Raw genomic sequence first — 22,480 nt, forward strand, 5'->3', positions numbered from 1 at the left:
TCCATTACTCCAAAGAATAGTCATGAACGGCGTCGTGCCTGAGGCGCGCCGCGCAGCGTCAAGCCCCAAGGAGCAGTGTTGGGAAACAAGGTCAGTTCCGGTCATCCGGCCCCCGGTCAGCAGCGCACATCGGTGCAGCAATTGCGGGACCGTCCGCACGCGCAGGTACTCATCATCGGCGGGGGCATCAACGGAGTCGGGACGTTCCGGGACCTGGCGCTCCAGGGCGTCGACGTCGCTCTCGTCGAGCGCGGCGACTTCTGCCAGGGGGCCAGCGGCGCCTCCTCGCACATGATCCACGGCGGCATCCGCTACCTAGAAAACGGCGAGTTCCGCCTGGTGCAGGAGTCCGTGGTCGAACGCAACCGCCTGCTGCGGATCGCCCCGCACTACGTCAAACCGCTGCAGACCACCATCCCGATCTTCAGCACCTTCTCCGGCATCCTCGCCGCACCGCTGCGGTTCCTGACCCACAAGCAGGGCAAGCACACCGAGCGCGGCGCCTTCCTGATCAAGGCCGGCCTGACCATGTACGACTTCTTCTCCCGAGACGGCGGCACCGTGCCCAGGCACCAGTTCCGCGGCCGGAAGAACGCATTGGCCGAGCTGCCCCGCCTCCACCCCGGCATCAAGTACGCCGCGACCTACTTCGACGCCTCCGTGCACAACCCGGAGCGCCTCACCCTGGACGTTCTCCAGGACGGCGAGAAGGCCGGTGAGGCTGGCGGCAACGGCGCCCGCGCCAGCAACTACCTCTCCCTGGTCTCGATGGGCACGGCGGCCGACGGCAAGTCCGGTTCCGTGCAGCTCCGTGACGAACTGACCGGCGAGGTCTTCGACTTCACGGCCGACGTCGTGGTCAACACCACCGGTGCCTGGGTGGACCTCACCAACGAGGCCATGGGCGCCGCGTCGAAATTCATGGGCGGCACCAAGGGCTCGCACATCGTGCTGGACCACCCGGAACTGCTCGAAGCCTGCCAGGGCCGCGAGATCTTCTTCGAGCACACCGACGGCCGCATCGTGCTGATCTACCCGATGGGTGACCGCGTCCTGGTCGGCACCACCGACATCGACGCCGACATGGCCGAGGACGCCGTCTGCACCGACGCCGAGATCGACTACTTCTTCGACCTGATCGGCCACGTCTTCCCGGACCTGCCGGTCAGCCGCGAGCAGATCGTCTACACCTTCTCCGGCGTCCGCCCCCTGCCGCGCCACGACGAAACCCAGCCCGGCTTCGTCAGCCGCGACTACCGCATCGAACGCCGCGGCGGCAACGGCAGCCCGGTGGTGCTGAGCCTGGTCGGCGGCAAGTGGACCACGTTCCGCGCCCTCGCCGAACACCTCAGCAACGACGTGCTGGCCGAACTGGGACGCAGCCGCAAGGTCTCCACCGCCAAGATGGCGATCGGCGGCGGCGCCGGCTTCCCCGACTCCGAGGAAGGCGTGCAGCGCTGGATCAAGGCCCACATGGCCTCCGGCCGCGACGCGGACCGGACCGCCGGCCTGCTCACCCGCTACGGCACCCGCGCCGAGGCAGTCATGGAGTTCCTCGACGCCGGTGAGGACCGGATGCTGCGCTCCACCCGTGAGCTGAGCGTCCGCGAGCTGGAGTTCATGGCGCGCAACGAGCAGATCGGCCACCTGATCGACGTGCTGATCCGCCGCACCTCGCTGGCGTTCCGTGGCCTGGTCACCGGCGAACTGCTCAACGAGGTAGCCGATGTCCTGTCCGGCCCGCTGGGCTGGGACGCCGCCACCCGCAGCGCCGAAATCACCCACGCCCAGGAGGTGCTGGAACGCTTCCACGGCGTCCAGGTCCACAGCCTGGTTGCCTAACACTTGAGCGGCCGGGGGCACTTTTCCCCCGGCCGCTCAGGCTGCCACCAGGGCCCGACGGGTCCGAAGGCAGTTGCCGGCCGGCACCGTGAAACCGCTGCCGGCCACACGTCCCCTCCACCCGCGAGGGACGACAACAGAAAATAGAGGAGTCAAAGATGTCTCTTGGAATAGTTTTCCTGTCCGAAGTATTCGGTACCGCAATGCTGACCCTGCTGGGTTGCGGCGTTGTGGCCAACGTCGCGCTCAAAGGCACCAAGGGCAACAACGGCGGGTTCCTGATGGTCACCTGGGGCTGGGGCATTGCCGTCTTCGCCGGTGTCTTCGTGGCCGTCAAGTCCGGCGCGCACCTGAACCCGGCCGTGACCTTCGGACTGCTGCTCAACGGCAAGAAGGAGTACGCGCCCGGCGTCGCCGTCGACTTCGGCTCAACCCTGACCTACTTCGGCGGCGAACTGCTCGGCGCCTTCCTGGGTGCCGTCGTCATGTGGCTGGCCCACAAGCAGCACTTCGACGCCGAACCCGAACCCGCCAGCAAGCTGGGCGTATTCTCCACCGGCCCCGCCATCCGCTCCACCCCGTGGAACCTGATCACCGAGATCATCGGCACCTTCGTCCTGGTCTTCGTTATCCTGACCTTCGGCGGAACCCCCTCTGGCCTCGGCCCGCTGGCCGTCGCCCTCCTGGTGGTCGGCATCGGTGTCTCCCTCGGCGGCCCCACCGGCTACGCCATCAACCCCGCCCGTGACCTCGGCCCCCGCATCGCCCACGCGCTGCTCCCGATCAAGGGCAAGGGCTCCTCGGACTGGAGCTACTCCTGGATCCCGGTCGTGGGTCCGCTGGTCGGCGGCGGCCTCGCCGGCATCGTGGCGGCCATCGTGCCAATCATCGCCACCGCTGCCGCTTCCTAACCCGAACACCCCCGTACGCATTACCTTCAACCGCCAGGCAATACAGACAAGGACGTCAACGTGAACCAGTACGTAATCGCCATTGACCAGGGAACCACCAGCACCCGCGCCATCGTGTTCGACCACAGCGGCAACATCGTCTCCACCGGCCAGATGGAGCACGAGCAGATCTTCCCGCAGGCCGGCTGGGTGGAACACGACCCCGCGGAGATCTGGAACAACACCCGCGAGGTCATCGCCTCCGCCCTCTCCAAGGCCAACCTGACCCGCCACGACATCGCCGCCGTCGGCATCACCAACCAGCGCGAAACCGCCGTCGTCTGGGACAAGACCACCGGCAAGGCGGTCTACAACGCGATCGTCTGGCAGGACACCCGCACCCAGTCGATCGTGGACGAGCTCGCCAAGGACGGCGGCCCGGACCGGTTCAAGCAGAAGGTGGGCCTGCCGCTGGCGACCTACTTCTCCGGTACCAAGATCAAGTGGATCCTGGACAACGTCGACGGCGCCCGTGCCAAGGCCGAAGCCGGTGACCTGGTCTTCGGCAACACCGACAGCTGGGTGCTCTGGAACCTCACCGGCGGCACCGACGGCGGCGTGCACGTCACCGACGTCACCAACGCCTCCCGGACCATGTTCATGGACCTCGAGACCCTCTCCTGGGACCAGGAAATCCTGGATGCTTTCGGCGTCCCGGCGTCCATGATGCCCGCCATCAAGTCCTCCTCCGAGGTCTACGGCACGGTCCACACCTCCCAGCTGCTGCGCGAGGTACCGGTCGCCGGCATCCTGGGCGACCAGCAGGCCGCCACGTTCGGCCAGGCGGCGTTCGACGCCGGCGAGGCCAAGAACACCTACGGCACCGGCTGCTTCCTCATCTTCAACACCGGTGAGGAGATCGTCCACTCCAAGAACGGCCTGCTGACCACCGTGGGCTACAAGCTCGGCGACGCCAAGCCGCACTACGCCCTGGAAGGCTCGATCGCCGTGACCGGTTCGCTGGTCCAGTGGCTGCGCGACAACCTGGGCATGATCAGCAGCGCCCCCGAGGTCGAGACCCTGGCTGCCGCGGTTGAGGACAACGGCGGGGTCTACATCGTCCCGGCGTTCTCCGGCCTCTTTGCTCCGTACTGGCGCTCCGACGCCCGCGGCGCGATCGTCGGCCTGACCCGGTACGTGAACAAGAACCACATCGCCCGGGCCGCCCTGGAGGCCACCGCCTTCCAGACCCGCGAGGTGCTCGACGCCGTCAACGCCGACTCCGGCGTGCCGCTGAGCGAGCTCAAGGTCGACGGCGGCATGGTCGCCAACGACGCGCTGATGCAGTTCCAGGCCGACATCCTCGGCGTGCCGGTGATCCGACCGAAGGTCGTCGAGACCACGTCGCTGGGCGCAGCCTACGCGGCCGGCCTCGCCGTCGGCTTCTGGAAGGACCTGGGCGAGTGCTCGGCCAACTGGTCCGAGGACAAGCGCTGGGAGCCGCAGATGGACGACGCCGAGCGCGACCGCCAGATGCGCCTCTGGAAGAAGGCCGTCACCAAGTCCATGGACTGGGTCGACGAGGACGTGAAGTAGCCTTCCGAGCCCCAAAAAGGGGCCGGTGACTCCCGCCCGCCCGCTTCGCGGTGCCCACCACACCATGGCGGGGAGTCACCGGCCCCTTTTTGTCTGCCCGTACTTCAGCCGCTCGAATCGACGTGGCTCGGGTGGGGCGGGGTGCGGGTGCGCTAAAGTAGTCGTATGCGTGCGATCCTCCTGCTTAGCTAGCCGCCCGGCATCCCGGTTAGACCTTCCGGATTGTCGAGCGGCAGCCCCTCCGTGTGAGGGGCTTTTGTGTGTCCGGGACGAAGTGCGGGCCCGGAGCAGGGGACCGAAGGATCAGGCGCGACCCGTCCTGATCGGACAAGATCGAAAAGAATAGAAGAGGCCAGCAGTGAGCGTTCAGCCGGAGACAGAGACCGGAACAGCAGCAGCCGTCGCAGGTGCCGCCCCCGAGGAGGGGACCTACAATTTCGCCGCCATGGAGGCGAAGTGGCCGCAGGTCTGGGAGGACCTCAAGGTCTTCACTCCGCTCGACGACGGCTCCAAGGAACGCCGCTACGTGCTGGACATGTTCCCCTACCCCTCCGGCGACCTGCACATGGGCCACGCCGAAGCCTTCGCGATGGGCGACGTCGTCGCCCGCTACCTGCGCCAGCAGGGCTTCGACGTGCTGCACCCGATCGGCTGGGACTCCTTCGGCCTGCCCGCCGAGAACGCCGCCATTAAGCGCAACGCCCACCCCAGCGAGTGGACCTACGCCAACATCGACACCCAGGCCGCGTCCTTCAAGCGGTACGCGATCTCCGCCGACTGGTCCCGCCGGCTGCACACCTCCGACCCGGAGTACTACCGCTGGACCCAGTGGCTGTTCAAGCGCTTCTACGAGCGCGGCCTGGCGTACCGCAAGAACTCCCCGGTGAACTGGTGCCCCAAGGACCAGACCGTGCTGGCCAACGAACAGGTGGTCAACGGCGCCTGTGAACGCTGCGGCACCGCCGTGACCAAGAAGTCCCTGAACCAGTGGTACTTCAAGATCACCGACTACGCGGACCGGCTGCTGGACGACATGGAGGAACTGCGCGGCCACTGGCCCGAGCGGGTCCTGGCCATGCAGAAGAACTGGATCGGCCGCTCCGAGGGCGCCCACGTCACCTTCGTCGTCGAGGCCGACGGCGGCAAGCCCGCCAAGGACGTCACCGTGTTCACCACGCGCCCGGACACCCTGTATGGTGCGACGTTCTTCGTGGTCGCCGCAGACGCGCCGATCGCCGTCGAACTGGTCACCGAGGAACACGCCGCGGCCCTGGACGCCTACCGCGAGCAGGTCAAGGCCCTCTCCGAGATCGAACGCCAGTCCACCGAACGCGAAAAGACCGGTGTTTTCACCGGCCGCTACGCCATCAACCCGCTGACCGGGGAGAAGCTGCCGGTCTGGGCTGCCGATTACGTGCTGGCCGACTACGGCACCGGCGCCATCATGGCCGTGCCCGCCCACGACCAGCGCGACCTGGACTTCGCGAAGACCTTCGACCTGCCGGTCCGGGCCGTCCTGGACACCGGCGAGGAGGACCCCGCCGTCTCCGGCACCGCCACCGCCGGCGAGGGCACCCTGATCAACTCCGGCGAGCTGAACGGCCTGCCCAAGGCCGAGGCCATTCCCGCCGCCATCACCATCCTGGAGAAGCTGGGAACCGGCGAGAAGTTCGTGAACTTCCGCCTGCGTGACTGGCTGCTGAGCCGTCAGCGGTTCTGGGGCGCCCCCATCCCGATCATTCACTGCCCCGACTGCGGCGAGGTCCCGGTCCCGGACGACCAGCTGCCGGTCACTCTGCCCGATGACCTCCGCGGCGAGGACCTGTCCCCGAAGGGCACCTCCCCGCTGGCCGCCGCCGAGGCCTGGGTCAACGTGGACTGCCCCTCCTGCCACGGCCCGGCAAAGCGCGACACGGACACCATGGACACCTTCGTGGACTCCTCCTGGTACTTCCTGCGGTTCGTTTCGCCGCAGTACACCGAGGGCCCCTTCGATCCCGCGAAGATCAACGACTGGATGCCCGTGGGCCAGTACGTGGGCGGCGTCGAGCACGCCATCCTGCACCTGCTCTACGCCCGCTTCTTCACCAAGGTCATCCACGACATGGGCCTGATCGAGGCCGACGAGCCCTTCCGGGCGCTGCTGAACCAGGGCCAGGTCCTCAACGGCGGCAAGGCCATGAGCAAGTCCCTCGGCAACGGCGTGGACCTGGGCGAACAGCTGGACAAGTACGGCGTCGATGCCGTCCGCCTGACCATGATCTTCGCCTCCCCGCCGGAGGACGACGTCGACTGGGCGGATGTCTCGCCGTCGGGCTCCGCGAAGTTCCTGGCCCGCGCCTGGCGGCTCGGCCAGGACGTCACCAGCGAGCCCGGCGTCGACTTCGCCGCCGGTGACCGGGCGCTGCGTGCCGTCACGCACCGCACCATCGCCGACGCCCAGGCGCTGCTGGACGCGAACAAGTTCAACGTCGTCGTGGCGAAGCTGATGGAGCTGGTCAATGCCACCCGCAAGACGATAGATGCAGGTGCGGGCGGTGCGGATCCCGCCGTCCGTGAGGCCGTCGAGGCTGTCGCGGTGATCCTCAGCCTCTTCGCCCCGTACACGGCCGAAGACCTGTGGAACGTCCTGGGCCACCCGGCATCAGTTGCCAACGCCGGCTGGCCGGCCCACGACCCGGCCCTGCTGGTCCAGGACACGGTCACCGCCGTGGTCCAGGTGCAGGGCAAGGTCCGCGACCGGCTGGAGGTCTCTCCGGAGATCTCCGAGGATGAGTTGCGCGAACTGGCGCTGGCCTCGGAGAACGCCCAGCGCGCCATGGACGGCCGGGGGATCCGCACCGTGATCGTGCGGGCCCCCAAACTGGTCAACATCGTTCCGGCCTAGCCGGACCGAGCTATGCAGTCACCGGCCGTCGGCGCTTTCGCCGGCGGCCGGTCCACATTCCAGGGGGTGTTTCGTGCCTGACCGTGAGCCGCCGGGCTGGCCCTGGCTGCGGGAACGCTTGTTGCGGCTGCGCCGCGCCACCCGGCCGGATGCCGCCGAACTGGCCGTGGTCCCCGTTGTCCGGACCGCGGTGGTGACCGATTCCGCAGCGGCCCTCCCCGCCGACTGGGTGCGCGACTTTACCTCCGACGGGCGCCTGACCGTGGTGCCCATGCCCGTCATGGTGGGCGAGGAAATCTATGGTGAGGGCGAGGACGACATCGCCGAAACCATCGCCGTGGCGCTGGCCGGGGGTGTGGCGGTCCGCACCTCGCGTCCGTCGCCGGGTCAGTTCGAACGCGCCTACCGCGAGGCCGCCGCCCGCGGGTTCGAAGCCGTGCTGTCCATCCATCTCTCCGCCGAGCTCTCGGGCACCGCGGACTCGGCCCGGCTGGCGGCCGCGCGGGTGGACATTCCGGTGGAGGTGCTGGATTCCCGCACCGCCGGCATGGCCGAGGGAATGGGCGTGCAGAGCGCCGTCGTGGCCGCGGCCGACGGGCTGGACGCCGCGGCTGTGCGCGGCTTCGCCGAGGCCCGCCTGGCCCGGACCAAGGTGTATTTCTACGTCCCCAGCCTGGAGCAGCTGCGCCGCGGGGGACGGATCGGAGCGGCCGCGTCCCTCTGGGGAACCATGCTCTCGATCAAGCCGATCCTGGCGGTTGAGGACGGCAGGATCGTCCCGCTGGAACGCGTCCGGTCCGCGGCCCGGGCGGTGGCGCGGCTGGAGGAAATCGCGGCCGACGACGCCCTGTCCCGGCCCGCCGGTGAAGCGCGGATCGCCGTGCACCACTTCGGGAACCCTGCCGAGGCCGAACAGCTGGCAGCCCGGCTGGCGGACCGGTTGCCCGGCTGCCCGCCCGCACAGATCAGTTCGCTGCCGGCCGTCCTCGCGGCCCACGCAGGGCTGGGGGTGCTGGCCGTGGTGGTGGGGGAGAGCAGTACCCCGGTACCATCCCCGGCGGCGTCCTCCGCCCCGAGCGGTCCGCCGGCCGGTTCTCAGCAGGGCCAGCTGTCCACATAGGCCCGCCGGCGCCTGTCGGCAGAGTTGCGCTGGCACCTAGCGTGGACGCATGCCGCGCCGTTCCCCGACTTTGACCCTTCCGGGGCCCGTCGCGGCCCGGCATCGTTGGGCCGCCAGCCTAGGGCCGTCCGGAAACACGTCTGCGGAGGGGTCCGCAGACGACGCGCCCCTGCTGAATCCCCTCGATTCGTCCCCTGACGCCCGGCCGGACGACGGGATGCCGGAGTATGCGCCGCCCGTGGTGCGCTGGCGTACGGCCCGCGGGGCCGCCGTCCTGCTTGCCGTGGTTGCGGTGCTGCTCGGCGGCTGGTTCTGGTGGCGGGCCGCCGGCTCCGCTCCGCAGGTCGTGCCCCTGAGTGAGACGTCAACAACTGCCGCGGCCGTGGAGACTGCACCCGCCGCTCCGGCCGAGCGGGTCGTCGTGCACGTCACGGGCGCCGTCATCCGGCCGGGGGTGCTCACACTGCCGGCGGGCAGTCGGCTCCATGAGGCAATCGCCGCCGCCGGCGGGGCCACACCCACCGCGGACTTGGACCGGCTGAACCTGGCCGCGGCCGTGGAGGACGGCCAAAAAATCGTCGTGCCCGAACGGGGCAGCCCCGAGGCGCAGGATTCGCAGGGCGGGGCGTCGGGGGAGGGAGGCGGGTCCTCCGTCGGGTCCGGCGGGACAGGTGGCGGCAGCGGAAGCGGGTCCGGGGCTTCAGGGAACGGGACCGCCAAGGTCAACCTCAACACCGCCGACGCGGAGGAGCTCGCCACACTGCCGCGGGTGGGCCCGGTGCTCGCCCAGCGCATTGTGGACTGGCGCAAACAACACGGCCGCTTCACCCGGGTCGAGGAGCTCGACGCCGTGGACGGCGTCGGCCCAAAACTCCTCGAGGCCCTGCTGCCGCTGGTGCGGGTCTGACATGCCACTCGAAAACCGGCAACCGGCGCACGGGCACCAGCAACGTCCTTGGCAGGCCTATCGGGACGCCGCGGTCACCAGCCTGGCGCACCGGCCGAAGTCGCCGGACACTTCAGCCGCGCTGACGGACAGGCGCACGCGGAAGAAGTCGGACGGGCAGGCACGGTCCTTGCGGGCGGCCAGCATCAGGGGGCGGCTGGAGGCGCACCTCGGGAAGACGCTGTCCGGCCGGCTCCCATGGGCGTCGAACACCCGGCCGTCGAGTCACGTGTCTGCCCCGCGGAACGGTCCGCCCGACCGCGGAGCCCGGCGGCGGAGCGACCTGCGCCTCGTGCCGGCCGCATTGCTGGTCTGGGCCAGCTCCCTGGCCGGCGCGTGGATTCGGCCGCTCGATCAGGCACTGATCTGCGCCGTGTTCCTCGCGGGCATCGTCTTCCTGCTGATGCGGAAACGGACGGCCGAACGGGGCGGGAAAGGCCACGCCCGGCGAAGCGCAAGGGCGACCCTGGCCGTGGGACTCGCCCTCGCCGCCGGGGCCGGATCGCATGCCGGCGCCGCCGCCACCGAACGGCAGCAGGGTGCCGTGGCTGAAGCCTTCGCCGCCCGCGCGTCCGTCGTGGCAGAACTGGACATCACCGCCGCTCCGGAACGACTCGCCGCACCGCCGGGCCGCGGCGCCCCCGCGCGATGGTCCGTCGAGGCGACCCTCCGCACCCTCATCCACGATGGCCAGCGCATCGGGACGGCCACCCCGCTGACGGTCCTCGGCGGGGAGGACTGGGCCGGTGTGGAACAAGGCCAGCACATTCGCGCCACCGGGAAGCTCAAAGCCGCCGAGGCCGGGCGCACCGAGGCCGGGACGCTCTCCGCCACCACGTCCCCGGTTCTGCTAGCCGGGACGGACGGCACCGGGGGTGATCTGGAGGCGGCGCTGTCCGGGCTGCGCGCCCGCTACACGGCCGCGGCCCGGACACTGCCCGGGGACGCCCGCGGACTGCTTCCCGGCATGGTCACGGGCGACACCTCCGCCCTGGACCCCGGAGTGGCCGCGGCGATGAAGGCCGTCGGCATGACCCACTTGACCGCCGTGAGCGGGGCCAACTGCAGCCTGGTGCTCGGAGCGCTCCTCCTCGGGGCGCGGAGCCTGCGGCTTCCCCGTCCCGTTGCCGCGGGGCTGGCGCTGGCCGGGCTGGCACTGTTCGTGGCGCTCGTGGGCCCGGATGCGAGTGTCCTGCGCGCCGCCTGCATGGGTGCCGTCGGGCTGGCAGCGGTCGCGGCGGGGCGGTCCGGGCAGGCGCTGAGCCCGTTGTGCACGGCGGTGATCGGGCTGCTCCTGATGGACCCCGGGCTGGCGGATGACTTCGGGTTCCTGCTGTCGGTCCTCGCGACCCTCGGCGTCATCGCAGCCGGGCGGCCCGTGATGGCGTGGTTTCCGTCCCCGGTGCCCCGCGCCGTAGCCGCGGGTGTCGCCGTGCCGTTCGCCGCCCAGTTGTTCTGCGGCCCGGTAATCGTCCTCCTACAGCCGAGTTTTTCGACGTATGCCCTCGCGGCGAACCTCGCTGCCGCCGTCCTGGTGGCACCGGTGACGCTGCTGGGCACGGCCGCCGTACCGCTGCTCGCGGTGTCACCGGCACTCGCGTCCGTGCCGATGGCTCTTGCCGGGATCTTCGCAGCCGGGGTCGGGGCCGTCGCCCGCTTCTTCGCCGGGCTCCCGGGAGCCGCGCTGCCATGGCCCGAGGGCGGAGTCGGTGCCGCCACGATGGCGCTGCTGTCCCTGCTCACCTTTGGCGCCGCCTGGCTGCTCTGCCACCCGGTGCGGGCCTGGCTTCTCATGCTCGCGATGCACGGACGGACGGTGCGGGTACTGGCCCTGCTGCCGGACGGACGTGACTGGGCTCCCCGCGGCTTGGCGGTCCGCCGACGCCGTGGGACGCTTAGAGTCTGCACACCAAACCTCCGGAGGAATCACCAGTGGCTGCTGCCCAAAACCCACGCACCAAGGCCGCGGCCACGAACACCGCCTCCTGGCGGGACGTGACGCCTGCTCCCGTGGTGCTGGTGGGCGGCCCCGAGGATTACCTGGCGTCCCGCGCCATGGACCGGCTGCGGCAACTGGTCCGTGCGGCAGCCCCCGACGTCGAGGTGACCCGGATGAGCGCCGCCGCCTACGAGCCCGGCGCGCTGGCCATGAACGTCAGTCCGTCCCTCTTCGGTGAGCAGAAGCTGATCGAGGTCGAGGCGCTGGAATCGATGAACGACGCGTTCCTGGCCGACGCCCTGAAGTATTTGGCTCAGCCCGAACCCGACGCGGTCATGGTGATGAGGCACGGCGGCGGAGTCCGCGGCAAGAAGCTGCTGGACGCCATCAAGGCCGGCGGCTGGCCGGTGGTCGACTGCCAGCCGCTGAAGAAGGACGCCGAGAAGATTTCCTTCGTCATGACAGAGTTCAAGGCCGCCTCGCGACGGATCGAACCCGACGCCGTCCAGTCCCTGATCAACGCCGTCGGGGCGAGCCTGGCCGAGCTGGCCGCCGCCTGCAGCCAGCTGATTGCCGACGCCACCACCGCCGTCGACGCCGATATGGTGGACCGTTACTACGGCGGCCGGGTCGAGGCCTCCGGGTTCAAGGTCGCCGACGCCGCCATGGCCGGCAACGCCCCGCTCGCGCTCTCCACTCTGCGCCATGCGCTGGATACCGGTGCCGACCCGGTGCCGATCGTCGCCGCGCTGGCGGCCAAGCTCCGGTCCCTGGCCAAGGTCGCCGGGGCTCAGGGCTCGTCGGCCCAGATCGCCAAGCAACTCGGCATGCAGCCCTGGCTGGTCGAGCAGGCTCAGCGGGACGTCCGCCGGTGGACCCCGGAGGGGCTGGTGCGCTCCATCCAGGTCACCGCCGAGGCGGACGCACAGGTCAAGGGCCTGTCCCGGGACCCGGTCTACGCCGTCGAACACGCCGTCACGGTCATCGCCGGCTCCGTCCGCCGCTAGGGGGCTGGCCGCACGTAGCTGCGTCGGGAACCCGGGACGGCAGCCCGGCGACCCGGAAAGCCGGGTTAACTGGCTGTGGCCGGCACCTTGGCGGTGCCGGCCACAATCATCAGTTCAGCTGAACTGGAAAACCTTAGAGTGCGTTGACCTTCTTGGAGATCGCCGACTTGCGGTTTGCAGCGTTGTTCTTGTGCAGAACACCCTTGCTGACAGCCTTGTCGAGCTTCCGGCTGGCGGAAACCAGTGCAGCAGATGCGGCATCCTTGTCGTCGGACGCAACGGCGGTGTTGACGGCGCGGATGGCCGTCTTCAGCTCGGACTTGACTGCGTTGTTGCGCAGGCGAGCCTTTTCGTTGGTCAGGATGCGCTTCTTCTGGGACTTGATATTAGCCACGTGTGAACTCTCTTTTTCAATGCGGAAAATGGTCTAGAGGGCTTTCAGATTGGCCATTGACTGAGCGGCGTGGGGATACCTATGGCGACCAACCATCTGTGGCCGTCGACCTGCACGGACACACAGCTGTCAATAATAGCAGAAACGCCCGCCTGATGACGAGATGCCCGGTGACGGATGGCCGTCAGGACCAGCCCTGCCGGTCGCGAAGCGCCGTTGCCACTCCGCGGAACCTGCCGGCATCCAGAATGGCACCCTCCCGGCGGACGGCCGCCGGGTCGATCTGCAGAACCCGGTCCAGCCGCGCCTCGCTGGGCCGCCACTGACGGTCCCAGGGCCCCGTGCCGATGTCCACGTAGTTCGCCGCCCGCCGCGGATCGCCGTCGTGGTCCTTGCTGGTGAGCATCAGGCCGAGGAGATAACGTCCCTTGCTTCCCACCAGCAGCACGGGGCGGTCCTTGCCTTGGCTGTGGTCCTCCTCGAACGGCACCCAGGTCCAGACGATCTCCCCGGGCTCGGGCACCCCGTTGGCGTTCGGCGCATACCTGACCGTGGCCTTGCCGCGGAAGTCCCCGGGATAGGAGCCGGGAACAGGTCCGCCGCGGCGCGTACCGGACGACGTCCCGGCCGGGCGGCGCCGTGCCGGGGGAGCGGCCGGCGCGCCACCGATGCCAAGGAAGCGGAGCGTGCCGCGGACGGCCTTGCCGAGGGAGCGAAGGTTCAATGCCATGGGCAAACCCTACCGGCGCCGGGTTCGGACGGGCCGGAATGCAGACCCACGCGCCCGGACGTGGGAGACTAAGGAGACGAGAATTGCGGCCTTCGGCAGCACGGCGCGACGCCGGCTGTTCAGCCCGCGGACAAAACCTTCACCAGTTCAGCCAAGAGTTAGGACCCTGCGTGTCTCCCATGGCCCGCACCGCCCCGGTGCCTGCCGCAACAGATCCGGCCCTCATCCGGAACTTCTGCATCATTGCGCACATTGACCACGGCAAGTCCACGCTCGCCGACCGGATGCTCCAGTTCACCGGCATCGTCCAGTCCCGTGACATGAAGGCCCAATACCTGGACCGCATGGACATCGAGCGGGAACGCGGCATCACCATCAAGTCGCAGGCCGTCCGGATGCCGTGGGAGCTCGAGGGCACCAGCTACGCGCTGAACATGATCGACACCCCCGGCCACGTCGACTTCACCTACGAGGTGTCCCGGTCCCTGGCCGCCTGTGAGGGCGCCGTGCTGCTGGTCGATGCCGCGCAGGGCATTGAGGCGCAGACCCTCGCCAACCTCTACCTGGCGATGGAGAACAACCTCACCATCATTCCGGTCCTGAACAAGATCGACCTGCCGGCCGCCCAGCCGGAGAAGTACGCCGAGGAGCTCGCGAACCTGATCGGCGGCGACCCGGAGGACGTGCTGCGGGTCTCCGGCAAGACCGGCGCCGGCGTCGAGGCCCTCCTGGACAAGATCGTCCGCGACCTGCCCGCCCCCGTCGGCGATCCCGATGCCCCCGCCCGGGCCATGATCTTCGACTCGGTCTACGACACCTACCGCGGCGTGGTGACTTACGTCCGCGTTGTCGACGGCATGCTCCACCCGCGCGAACGCATCCAGATGATGTCCACCCGCGCCACCCACGAACTGCTGGAGATCGGGGTCAGCTCCCCGGAGCCCACGCCGTCCAAGGGCCTGGGCGTCGGCGAGGTGGGCTACCTGATCACCGGCGTGAAGGACGTCCGCCAGTCCAAGGTGGGCGACACCGTCACCAACATGGCCAAGCCCGCCACGCAGTCGCTGGCCGGCTACGCGGACGCCAAGCCCATGGTCTTCTCCGGCCTGTACCCGCTGGACGGTACCGACTACCCGGTCCTCCGCGACGCACTGGAGAAGCTGATGCTCAACGACGCCGCGCTGGTCTACGAGCCGGAGACCTCCGCCGCGCTGGGCTTCGGCTTCCGCGTGGGCTTCCTGGGTCTGCTGCACCTGGAAATCACCCGGGAACGGCTGGAACGCGAATACAACCTGGACCTGATCTCCACCGCCCCGAACGTCGAGTACGAGGTGACGCTGGAGGACAAGAAGGTCATCCACGTGACCAACCCCAGCGAATACCCCACTGGCAAGGTTGCCGAGGTCCGCGAGCCGATGGTTTCCGCCACGATCCTCGCGCCGAACGAGTTTGTCGGCGCCATCATGGAGCTCTGCCAGAGCCGCCGCGGCGTCATGGGCGGCATGGACTACCTCTCCGAGGACCGCGTTGAGATTCGCTACCGCCTGCCGCTGGCCGAGATCGTCTTCGACTTCTTCGACATCCTCAAGTCCCGCACCCGCGGCTACGGCTCGCTGGACTGGAAGGCCGACGGCGACCAGGTCGCCGACCTGGTCAAGGTCGACATCATGCTCCAGGGCGAGCAGGTGGACGCATTCAGCGCCATCACCCACCGGGACAAGGCCTACGCCTACGGTGTGATGATGACCGGCAAGCTGCGTGAACTGATCCCGCGGCAGCAGTTCGAGGTGCCCATCCAGGCTGCGATCGGCTCCCGCATCATTGCCCGCGAGAGCATCCGCGCCATCCGCAAGGACGTGCTGGCCAAGTGCTACGGCGGTGACATCACCCGAAAGCGCAAACTGCTCGAGAAGCAGAAGGAAGGCAAGAAGCGCATGAAGATGGTGGGCCGCGTCGAGGTGCCGCAGGAGGCGTTCATCGCCGCCCTGACCACGGAAGAATCCAAGGACAAGGCCAAGAAGTAATCATGCCAAGCGCACTACCCCTCGGCGACCCCGCGCCGTCGGACGGGCTGCTGCCCGCCCAGGCGCTGGAGGGCGCCGGGGGCCGGGCCTTCGGGCTCTACGTCCACATCCCGTTCTGCGCGGTGCGCTGCGGTTACTGCGACTTCAACACCTACACCGCCACGGAACTCGGCGGCGGGGCGTCCCAGGATGCCTACGCAGACACCGCCGTCGCGGAGGTCGGGTTCGCGGCCCGCGCCCTGGCCGATTCCGGGTTGCCGGAGCGTCCGCTCAGCACCGTCTTCTTCGGCGGCGGCACCCCCACCCTCCTCCCTGCGGAAGACCTGGCCCGCATCCTGCGCGCCGCCGTTGACACCTGGGGCCTTGCCCCCGGCGCCGAGGTGACCACCGAGGCGAACCCGGACTCGGTGACCCGCGAGTCCCTTCAGCTCCTGGCCGACGCCGGCTTCACCCGGGTGTCCTTCGGGATGCAATCCGCCGTGCCGCACGTGCTCAAGGTCCTGGACCGGACCCACACGCCCAGCCGGGTGCCCCTGGTGGTCGAGTGGGCACGGGAGGCCGGGCTGGCCGTCAGCCTCGACCTGATCTACGGCACGCCCGGTGAGTCGCTGGAGGACTGGCGCCATTCACTGGAGACGGCCCTGTCCTACCGCCCGGACCACATCAGCGCCTACGCCCTGATCGTCGAGGAGGGCACCAAGCTCGCCGCCCAGATCCGCCGCGGCGAGGTCCCGGGGATCGACGACGACGACCACGCGGCCAAGTACGAACTGGCCGACGAACTCATTTCCGCCGCCGGGCTGGGCTGGTACGAGGTCAGTAACTGGGCGGCGACGCCGGAGCAGGCCTGCCGCCACAACCTCGCCTACTGGCGCGGCGACGACTGGTGGGGGATCGGTCCGGGGGCCCACTCTCACGTCGGCGGAGTCCGCTGGTGGAACGTCAAGCACCCCGTCGCCTACGCCGCGCGGCTGGACTCCGGCGCCTCCCCGGCGGCCGGCCGGGAAACCCTGGACTCGGAGACCCGCAATATCGAGCGCATCATGCTCGAGGCGCGGCTGGTCTCGGGCCTGGACATCCCCAGCCTGGGCGGGCTGGAGGAAACCGGCCGGCACGCCGTCGCGGGACTGATCGCCGACGGACTCGTGGAACCGGCACAGGCCTTCCGCGGCCGGCTGGTCCTCACGCTGAAGGGCCGCCTCCTGGCCGACGCCGTCGTCCGACGGCTGCTGCCGGACTGACCCGCCGGGCCGGCGAGCCGCGCACACCAGACAAAAACGGGCACCCCGGGAGAAATCCCGGGGTGCCCGTTGACGTTGTGGGAACCGGCGCTACTTGATCCAGCGCAGGTTGAACTCGTAGCGGTGCGGCTGGCCGCGGTTGACGTGGATGCCGGCCGCCACGGAGAAGCAGGCCAGCGCGATCCAGATGACCGTGGCCAGGACCGCGAACAGGTTGCCCACCACGGGGACGAACACCAGCAGGTTGGCCACCACGGCCGCGATCGTCGGCGGCAGGGTGAAGTTCAGCGCTTCCTTGGACTCCTGGGCGGTGAAGGGGCCGCGGTCCTTGAAGATCAGGTAGATCAGCAGCGACGGGATGCAGCCGAGGATGCCTCCGAAGTGCGACAGGGTGGCCCACTGACGGTCCTCGCTGGCGGTCAGGGGAAGCGCATTTGCGGGAACGCCATGGTACTGCGACTGGCCGTGACCGGCCTGGGGGTCCGTGTGTTCGCGTGCGTCTTCTGCCACGTTTCGTCCTTTGGATTGCGGTGGAGCGTTGGTACCTGTGCGGGCGCGGCCACCGTCACAACGCGGCGGCCACCGTATCAAGAATACTTGCTTGGGCGCCGACGCCCGCCACCTTGCCGGACGGGCCCTACTGTTCCGGGGCGGTGAGGAAGTCGATGACCTCCTCCACCCGGCCCAGAAGCGAGGGTTCCAGGTCGGCATAGCTGCGGACGGCGCCGAGGAGTTTCTGCCAGCCCAACCCGATGTCCTCCTTGGTGCTGTGCGGCCAGCCGCAGGCGGTCAGGATGCCGGTCTTCCAGTCCACGCCGCGGGGGATCACGGGCCAGCGTTCGATGCCCAGCACGGACGGCCGGATAGCCTGCCAGACGTCGATGTACGGGTGGCCGACGATCAGGACGTTGCCGCGGGCTCCGGGGGAAGCCATGACGGCCTCGGCGATCCGGGATTCCTTGGAATCGGCCACCAGGTGGTCCACCAAGACGCCGAGGCGCCGGGCGGGACCCGGGCGGAAGTCCCTGACCGCGCCCGCGAGATCGTCGATGCCGTGCAGGGGCTCGACGACGATGCCCTCGACCCGGAGATCGTCGCCCCAGACCTTCTCGACCAGTTCGGCGTCGTGCTTGCCCTCAACCCAGATCCGGCTGGCCTTGGCTACCTGCGCCCGCTGGCCCTCCACGCGCACCGAGCCGGACGCCGTGCGCGTCCCGGCTGCCGGTCCTGCGGCCGCCCGGGGTGCCGGCGGCATCAGCCGGATGGGCCGGCCCTCCAGGAGGAAGCCGTAGCCGAGGCGGAAAGTCCGGGACTTCCCGCGCCGGTCCTCAAGGGCCACGACGTGCATGCCGCCGGACTTCTCCACCCGGGTGACGGCACCAACCCAGCCGGACTGCACGTCCTCGAGGACCATGCCGCGCTGCACCGGGACCTCGGGCAGCTGGGAAGGGGCGGGGGCGGTGAGGTCCTGCGGGCCCCAGTTCTGATAGGACATCGGTTACACACTGCTTTGCATCGGGGCGGAACTGCAACGGGGGACGGCGTCGGGCCGGGGTGGTGGCCGGCCGCGCCGGGCAGTCGCCCGGCTTGCCACGGTCACGCCCGGAGCGAATCCAATGCTAACAACGCGGCCGGACATATTAGACTGGTTAGCACTGAGGCATGCCGAGTGCTAACCCCCGGGTTCTTCCGGGCGGCGGGCGCCGGTTGACGGTTGAGGCTCGATTGGAGGTGCGGCGTGAGCGAACCACGCAAACTCGAAGTGCTGCGCGCCATCGTGGAGGACTACGTCCATTCCCGTGAACCCGTGGGCTCCAAGGCGCTGGTGGAACGCCACCGCCTGGGCGTCTCCAGCGCAACGATCCGCAACGACATGGCCGCGCTGGAGGACGAGGGGCTGATCACCGCCCCGCACACCAGCGCCGGACGGATCCCCACGGACAAGGGCTACCGGCTCTTCGTGGACCGCATCTCCGCGGTCAAGCCGCTGTCCCCGGCGGAGCGGCGGGCCATCCAGGCCCTGCTGGAGGGCTCCGAAGACCTCGACGACGTCCTGGACCGGACGGTGCGCCTGCTGGCGCAACTGACCAACCAGGTGGCCGTGGTGCAGTACCCGCTGCTCAGCCGGGCCCGGGTGCGGCACATCGAGTTCGTGCTGCTGGCACCGCGAAAAGTGCTGACCGTGCTCATCGCGGACACCGGCAAGGTCGAACAGCGCGTCATCGACGTCGGCCAGGACCTTGGCGACGAAACCCTCGCCGAGCTGCGGGGCGTCTTCCTCGGCCGGCTCGGCGGCACCCCGTTGAGCCTGCTCCCGCAGACCCTGCCCGACGTCGTCGACAGCACCGCCCCCGCCCGCCGCGGCGCCGCCCAGGCGCTGGCCCGCGGACTGGAGGCGCTGGCCGCCAGCAGCCGCGAGGAGCGGATGGTGATGGCCGGCACGGCCAACCTCGCCCGCTCCAACGTTGACTTCCCGCTGAGCATTGGCCCCGTCCTCGAGGCCCTCGAGGAGCAGGTGGTCATGCTCCGGCTGCTCTCGGACATGGCCGAGGACCCCCGCGGCGTGACCGTCAGCATCGGCCGGGAGAACCCCTACGACGGGCTCTCCGAGGCCTCCGTGGTGGCCACCGGGTACGGCCCCGACGCCACCGCCAAGGTGGGCATCCTCGGCCCCACCCGGATGGATTACCCCACCACCATGGCCGCCGTCCGCGCGGTGGCCCGCTACCTTTCACGGATCCTCGGGCCCTGACCGGCCGGATCCACCACCAGGCTTGTCGCCCAGCACCGGCAGTACAAAAAGGAAGAGATACACACTTTGAGCAGCCACTACGACGTTCTTGGAGTCTCCCGCGAAGCAACCGGCGAGGAAATCAAGAAGGCCTACCGCAAACTCGCGCGGACCCTGCACCCGGACGTCAACCCGGGCGAGGACGCGTCCGAGCGCTTCAAGGCGGTCACCCACGCCTACGAGGTGCTCTCCGACCCGCAGAAGCGCCGCGTCTACGACACCACCGGCAACGAGAACGGCACGGACAACGGCTTCGGCGGCGGCAGCTACGCCGGTCAGGGCTTCGCGTTCCAGGACATCTTCGAGACCTTCTTCGGCGGTGCCGCCGGAGCCGGCGGCCCGGCCTCCCGCGTCCGCCGCGGCCAGGACGCGCTGATCAGCGTCCGGATCGAGCTGCGCGACGCCGTCTTCGGGGTCAACAAGAAGCTCGAGGTGGACACCGCCGTCACCTGCCCCACCTGTGAGGGCTCCTGCTGCCGCGAGGGCAGCCACCCGGAACGCTGCGACATTTGCGGCGGCAGCGGCCAGGTCCAGCGCCCGGTCCGCTCCATCCTGGGCCAGGTCATGACCACCGCCCCGTGCGGCAGCTGCGAGGGCTTCGGCACCGTCATTAAGGACCCCTGCAACGAGTGTGCCGGCCAGGGCCGGATCCGCAGCCGTCGGTCGCTGACCGTCAAGGTCCCCGCCGGCGTCGCCACCGGCACCAGGATCCAGCTGTCCGGCCAGGGCGAGGCCGGCCCGGCGGGCGGCCCCTCCGGCGACCTGTACGTGGAGATCCGGGTCAACAACGACCCGACCTTCGTCCGCGAGGGCGACGACCTGCACGCCAGCCTCACCATTCCGATGACGGCCGCGGCCCTGGGCACCGAGCTGACCCTGGACACCTTCGACGGGCAGCAGGAGATCGACGTCAAGAGCGGCACCCAGTCCGGCGAGGTCATCACCCTGCGCGGCCTCGGCGTCACCCACCTGCGCGGCTACGGCCGAGGCGACCTCAAGGTCCACCTCCAGGTGGAGACCCCCGCCAAGCTCGACGCCGCCCAGGAGGACCTCATGCGCCAGCTGGCCAAGCTCCGCGGCGAGCAGTTCACCGAGGGCAAGCTGGCCGCCAGCGGCGGGGTCTTCGCCAAGCTGCGGGACCGCCTCGGTAACCTGTAGCGGTGAGCAATCCGGTCTTCTTCACCCCCGCCGGAACCCTGGACAACCAGGCCCCCGGTTCCACCTTCGTGCTGGACGGCGCCGAGGCGCGGCATGCCGTCACGGTCAAGCGCCTCGCTGCGGGGGAGCAGGTGGACATCGCCGACGGCGCCGGCCGCCGGATCACCGGCACGGTCACCGCCGCCGGGCCCCAGGAGCTGACGCTCGAGTGCACCGCGGTCAACGACGAGCCGCGTCCCGCGGTGCGGCTGGTGCTGGTGCAGGCCCTGGCGAAGGGTGACCGGGACGAACTCGCGGCCGAGACCGCGACGGAGCTGGGGATCGACGCCGTCGTCCCGTGGCAGGCCGAACGGTCGATCGTCCGCTGGAAGCCCGAACGCGCCGCGAAGGCGCACGCCAAGTGGCAGTCCGTGGTGACGGCGGCGGCGAAACAGGCCCGCAGGGCCTGGATCCCCGAGGTCCGCGCCGCGGTGGACGGCGGCTCGCTGCAGGCGGCCGTCGCCGCCACGGTGACTTCCGGCGGCCTCGCCGTCATCCTGCACGAAGACGCCGTCCGGCCGCTGCGCCGGGTGCTGGCCGACTGGCAGGAGAGCGTTAATAGCGCGGACGACGGCGCGGCGCCGCGCGAGGTGCTGCTGATCGTGGGACCGGAGGGCGGGATCAGCCCGCGGGAGGTCACCCGGCTCTGTGATGCCGGGGCCGTGACCGCGCTGTTGGGGCACCACGTGCTGCGGTCCTCCACCGCCGGGCCCGCGGCCACCGTGCTGGCCAGCGACATCCTGGGCCGCTGGTAGCGGCTACCCGGCAGGCTGCTTAGCGGTGTTTTAGGTGGTCAATTAACCGGGCTATTTGACGGTGCTATTGGACCGGGCTACTTAACCGTGAAGCCGCGGGTGTCGACGTTGAGCTCGGTGGCCTTGCCGTTCGCGTCCACCTGGGACACCCGCGCCTCGTAGCTGCCTGGTCCCAGGTTCAGGGTGAAGCTGAACAGCCCCGACTGCTGCGCGTCTGCCGCCGCGGTCATCATGCCGCTCTGGTACGGGGTCTTGGCGTTGCCGTCGACCTTCTGGATCTCCCAGCGGAGCTTCCCGCCCGGCGAGGTGCTGCGGCCGGAGATCTTTACCGCGCCGTCGGCCACGGTGGTGCCCTCCTGCGGGTCGATGATCCACACCGGCGCCACCATGCCGGCGCTGCGGGAGGTGGGTGCGCCCAGCCGGACCCGGTTGAACGCGACGTAGTCGGTGTGGCCGTCCACAAGGATGACCACCTGGATCTGCTGCCCGGAGTCCGTCAGCCCGGCGCTGGCCGCGGCGGCGGTGGCCGTGTAGACCAGCTGCTGGATGGCGCGCCCGGCCATGTCGGCGTCGAGGTTGCTGTTGAACGCGTCGGAGGACACGTCCACCGTGATGGTGTTCTTGCCGGAGATCGACGTGGCGAGCTTGCGCGGATTCTGCCACGGGGTGAAGAAGTCAGGGTCCAGCGGCTTCTGGGACATCATCACCCGCAACGCGCGGGTCACGGGGTTGTCGTCCTCGGAGACGTCCCGGAATTCGCGGTAGAGGAAGACGTTGTTGTTGCTGCGGCCGATCCAGTACACCGGGGCCTTGTTGGAGGCCTGCGCGGATTCCAGCGGGGCGCTCGTGGCGGTGGTCCCGTCCGCGGGTCCCGGCACCGTCTGGGTGGGGGAGCCGGCATCGGTGATGTCCTGCCGGGGGTTGGCGACGCAACCGGAGAGCACCAGGGAAGCGGGCAGCACGACCAGCAGCAGGCCGCGGCGCATGCGCCGTGCCGCCGTCGCGGTCCTCGTGCCCTGACTGCTGGCGCCCTTGATGCCGATTGCGGTGCTCCCTCTCGCGGTGGTCGTTGATGTGCGGGCCGTCGCCGGCCGGGACCGATAGGCCCAATCCAGCATGGC

18 protein-coding genes are annotated in these 22,480 nt (G+C 69.6%); 13 read left to right on the forward strand and 5 right to left on the reverse strand.

Features of this window, described 5'->3' with window-relative positions:
* Nucleotides 1-132 precede the first annotated feature (132 nt).
* From QWJ39_RS10665 to holA, 8 genes are all read left to right on the forward strand, one after another.
* Complete coding sequence (locus QWJ39_RS10665; RefSeq protein ID WP_290257894.1) at nt 133-1,842, forward strand: glycerol-3-phosphate dehydrogenase/oxidase; 1,710 nt, start codon at nt 133-135, stop codon at nt 1,840-1,842.
* 158 nt (nt 1,843-2,000) lie between these two features.
* Complete coding sequence (locus tag QWJ39_RS10670; RefSeq protein WP_290257767.1) at nt 2,001-2,753, forward strand: MIP/aquaporin family protein; 753 nt, start codon at nt 2,001-2,003, stop codon at nt 2,751-2,753.
* Between the two features lie 60 nt (nt 2,754-2,813).
* A complete protein-coding gene (gene glpK / locus QWJ39_RS10675; protein WP_290257768.1) occupies nt 2,814-4,328 on the forward strand; it encodes a glycerol kinase GlpK in 1,515 nt (504 codons plus the stop codon).
* Between the two features lie 358 nt (nt 4,329-4,686).
* Complete coding sequence (leuS, locus tag QWJ39_RS10680; protein ID WP_290257769.1) at nt 4,687-7,215, forward strand: leucine--tRNA ligase; 2,529 nt, start codon at nt 4,687-4,689, stop codon at nt 7,213-7,215.
* A gap of 73 nt (nt 7,216-7,288) precedes the next feature.
* A complete protein-coding gene (locus QWJ39_RS10685; protein ID WP_290257770.1) occupies nt 7,289-8,335 on the forward strand; it encodes a DegV family protein in 1,047 nt (348 codons plus the stop codon).
* Between the two features lie 238 nt (nt 8,336-8,573).
* The gene (locus QWJ39_RS10690) at nt 8,574-9,242 is read left to right on the forward strand and encodes a helix-hairpin-helix domain-containing protein (RefSeq protein ID WP_290257771.1); all 669 of its coding nucleotides are present in this window, start codon (nt 8,574-8,576) and stop codon (nt 9,240-9,242) included.
* A 331-nt stretch (nt 9,243-9,573) separates the two neighbouring features.
* The gene (locus tag QWJ39_RS10695; RefSeq protein ID WP_290257772.1) at nt 9,574-11,280 is read left to right on the forward strand and encodes a ComEC/Rec2 family competence protein; all 1,707 of its coding nucleotides are present in this window, start codon (nt 9,574-9,576) and stop codon (nt 11,278-11,280) included.
* Entirely contained in the window at nt 11,214-12,227 is a 1,014-nt protein-coding gene (holA, locus tag QWJ39_RS10700; RefSeq protein ID WP_290257773.1) for a DNA polymerase III subunit delta, read from the forward strand. The genes QWJ39_RS10695 and holA overlap by 67 nt, the downstream gene beginning before the upstream one ends.
* A gap of 133 nt (nt 12,228-12,360) precedes the next feature.
* On the opposite strand, the gene rpsT is transcribed toward holA, so the two are convergent.
* Together rpsT and QWJ39_RS10710 are read right to left on the reverse strand one after the other, a co-directional pair.
* Nucleotides 12,361-12,621, reverse strand: coding sequence for a 30S ribosomal protein S20 (gene rpsT, locus QWJ39_RS10705; protein WP_290257774.1), 261 nt, complete (start codon nt 12,619-12,621; stop codon nt 12,361-12,363).
* 184 nt (nt 12,622-12,805) lie between these two features.
* Entirely contained in the window at nt 12,806-13,351 is a 546-nt protein-coding gene (locus tag QWJ39_RS10710; protein WP_290257775.1) for a type II toxin-antitoxin system PemK/MazF family toxin, read from the reverse strand.
* Nucleotides 13,352-13,521: 170 nt separating this feature from the next.
* Here QWJ39_RS10710 and lepA point away from each other — a divergent pair, with 170 nt between their 5' ends.
* The gene (lepA, locus tag QWJ39_RS10715) at nt 13,522-15,375 is read left to right on the forward strand and encodes a translation elongation factor 4 (RefSeq protein WP_290257776.1); all 1,854 of its coding nucleotides are present in this window, start codon (nt 13,522-13,524) and stop codon (nt 15,373-15,375) included.
* 2 nt (nt 15,376-15,377) lie between these two features.
* On the forward strand, nt 15,378-16,616 hold the full coding sequence (gene hemW / locus QWJ39_RS10720; RefSeq protein WP_290257777.1) for a radical SAM family heme chaperone HemW: 1,239 nt from the start codon (nt 15,378-15,380) through the stop codon (nt 16,614-16,616).
* 90 nt (nt 16,617-16,706) lie between these two features.
* Here the strand turns inward: hemW and QWJ39_RS10725 are convergent, their stop codons facing one another.
* Both QWJ39_RS10725 and QWJ39_RS10730 read right to left on the reverse strand, forming a co-directional pair.
* The gene (locus QWJ39_RS10725) at nt 16,707-17,126 is read right to left on the reverse strand and encodes a DUF4870 domain-containing protein (protein ID WP_290257778.1); all 420 of its coding nucleotides are present in this window, start codon (nt 17,124-17,126) and stop codon (nt 16,707-16,709) included.
* A gap of 127 nt (nt 17,127-17,253) precedes the next feature.
* Entirely contained in the window at nt 17,254-18,111 is an 858-nt protein-coding gene (locus QWJ39_RS10730; RefSeq protein WP_290257779.1) for a DUF3097 domain-containing protein, read from the reverse strand.
* Between the two features lie 243 nt (nt 18,112-18,354).
* Between QWJ39_RS10730 and hrcA the strand changes: the two genes are divergently transcribed.
* The 3 genes from hrcA to QWJ39_RS10745 all read left to right on the forward strand — a co-directional run bounded on the left by hrcA (nt 18,355) and on the right by QWJ39_RS10745 (nt 21,359).
* A complete protein-coding gene (gene hrcA / locus QWJ39_RS10735) occupies nt 18,355-19,368 on the forward strand; it encodes a heat-inducible transcriptional repressor HrcA (protein WP_290257780.1) in 1,014 nt (337 codons plus the stop codon).
* 66 nt (nt 19,369-19,434) lie between these two features.
* Entirely contained in the window at nt 19,435-20,565 is a 1,131-nt protein-coding gene (gene dnaJ / locus QWJ39_RS10740; RefSeq protein ID WP_290257781.1) for a molecular chaperone DnaJ, read from the forward strand.
* Between the two features lie 2 nt (nt 20,566-20,567).
* Entirely contained in the window at nt 20,568-21,359 is a 792-nt protein-coding gene (locus QWJ39_RS10745) for a 16S rRNA (uracil(1498)-N(3))-methyltransferase (RefSeq protein WP_290257782.1), read from the forward strand.
* Nucleotides 21,360-21,436: 77 nt separating this feature from the next.
* Here the strand turns inward: QWJ39_RS10745 and QWJ39_RS10750 are convergent, their stop codons facing one another.
* Nucleotides 21,437-22,345: a GerMN domain-containing protein gene (locus QWJ39_RS10750; protein ID WP_290257895.1), complete on the reverse strand. Its 909-nt coding sequence runs from the start codon at nt 22,343-22,345 to the stop codon at nt 21,437-21,439.
* Nucleotides 22,346-22,480 lie beyond the last annotated feature (135 nt).

This window comes from Arthrobacter sp. YD4, from assembly GCF_030410515.1.
In the GTDB taxonomy this organism is placed as follows: Bacteria; Actinomycetota; Actinomycetes; order Actinomycetales; family Micrococcaceae; genus Arthrobacter.

Bases quoted from the DNA above. Each gene is read 5' to 3' on its own strand.
- QWJ39_RS10670 (WP_290257767.1), top strand. From the start codon at position 2,001: ATGTCTCTTGGAATAGTTTTCCTGTCCGAAGTATTCGGTACCGCAATG.
- QWJ39_RS10710 (WP_290257775.1), bottom strand. From the start codon at position 13,351: ATGGCATTGAACCTTCGCTCCCTCGGCAAGGCCGTCCGCGGCACGCTC.
- QWJ39_RS10730 (WP_290257779.1), bottom strand. From the start codon at position 18,111: ATGTCCTATCAGAACTGGGGCCCGCAGGACCTCACCGCCCCCGCCCCT.
- hemW (WP_290257777.1), top strand. From the start codon at position 15,378: ATGCCAAGCGCACTACCCCTCGGCGACCCCGCGCCGTCGGACGGGCTG.
- QWJ39_RS10750 (WP_290257895.1), bottom strand. From the start codon at position 22,345: ATGCGCCGCGGCCTGCTGCTGGTCGTGCTGCCCGCTTCCCTGGTGCTC.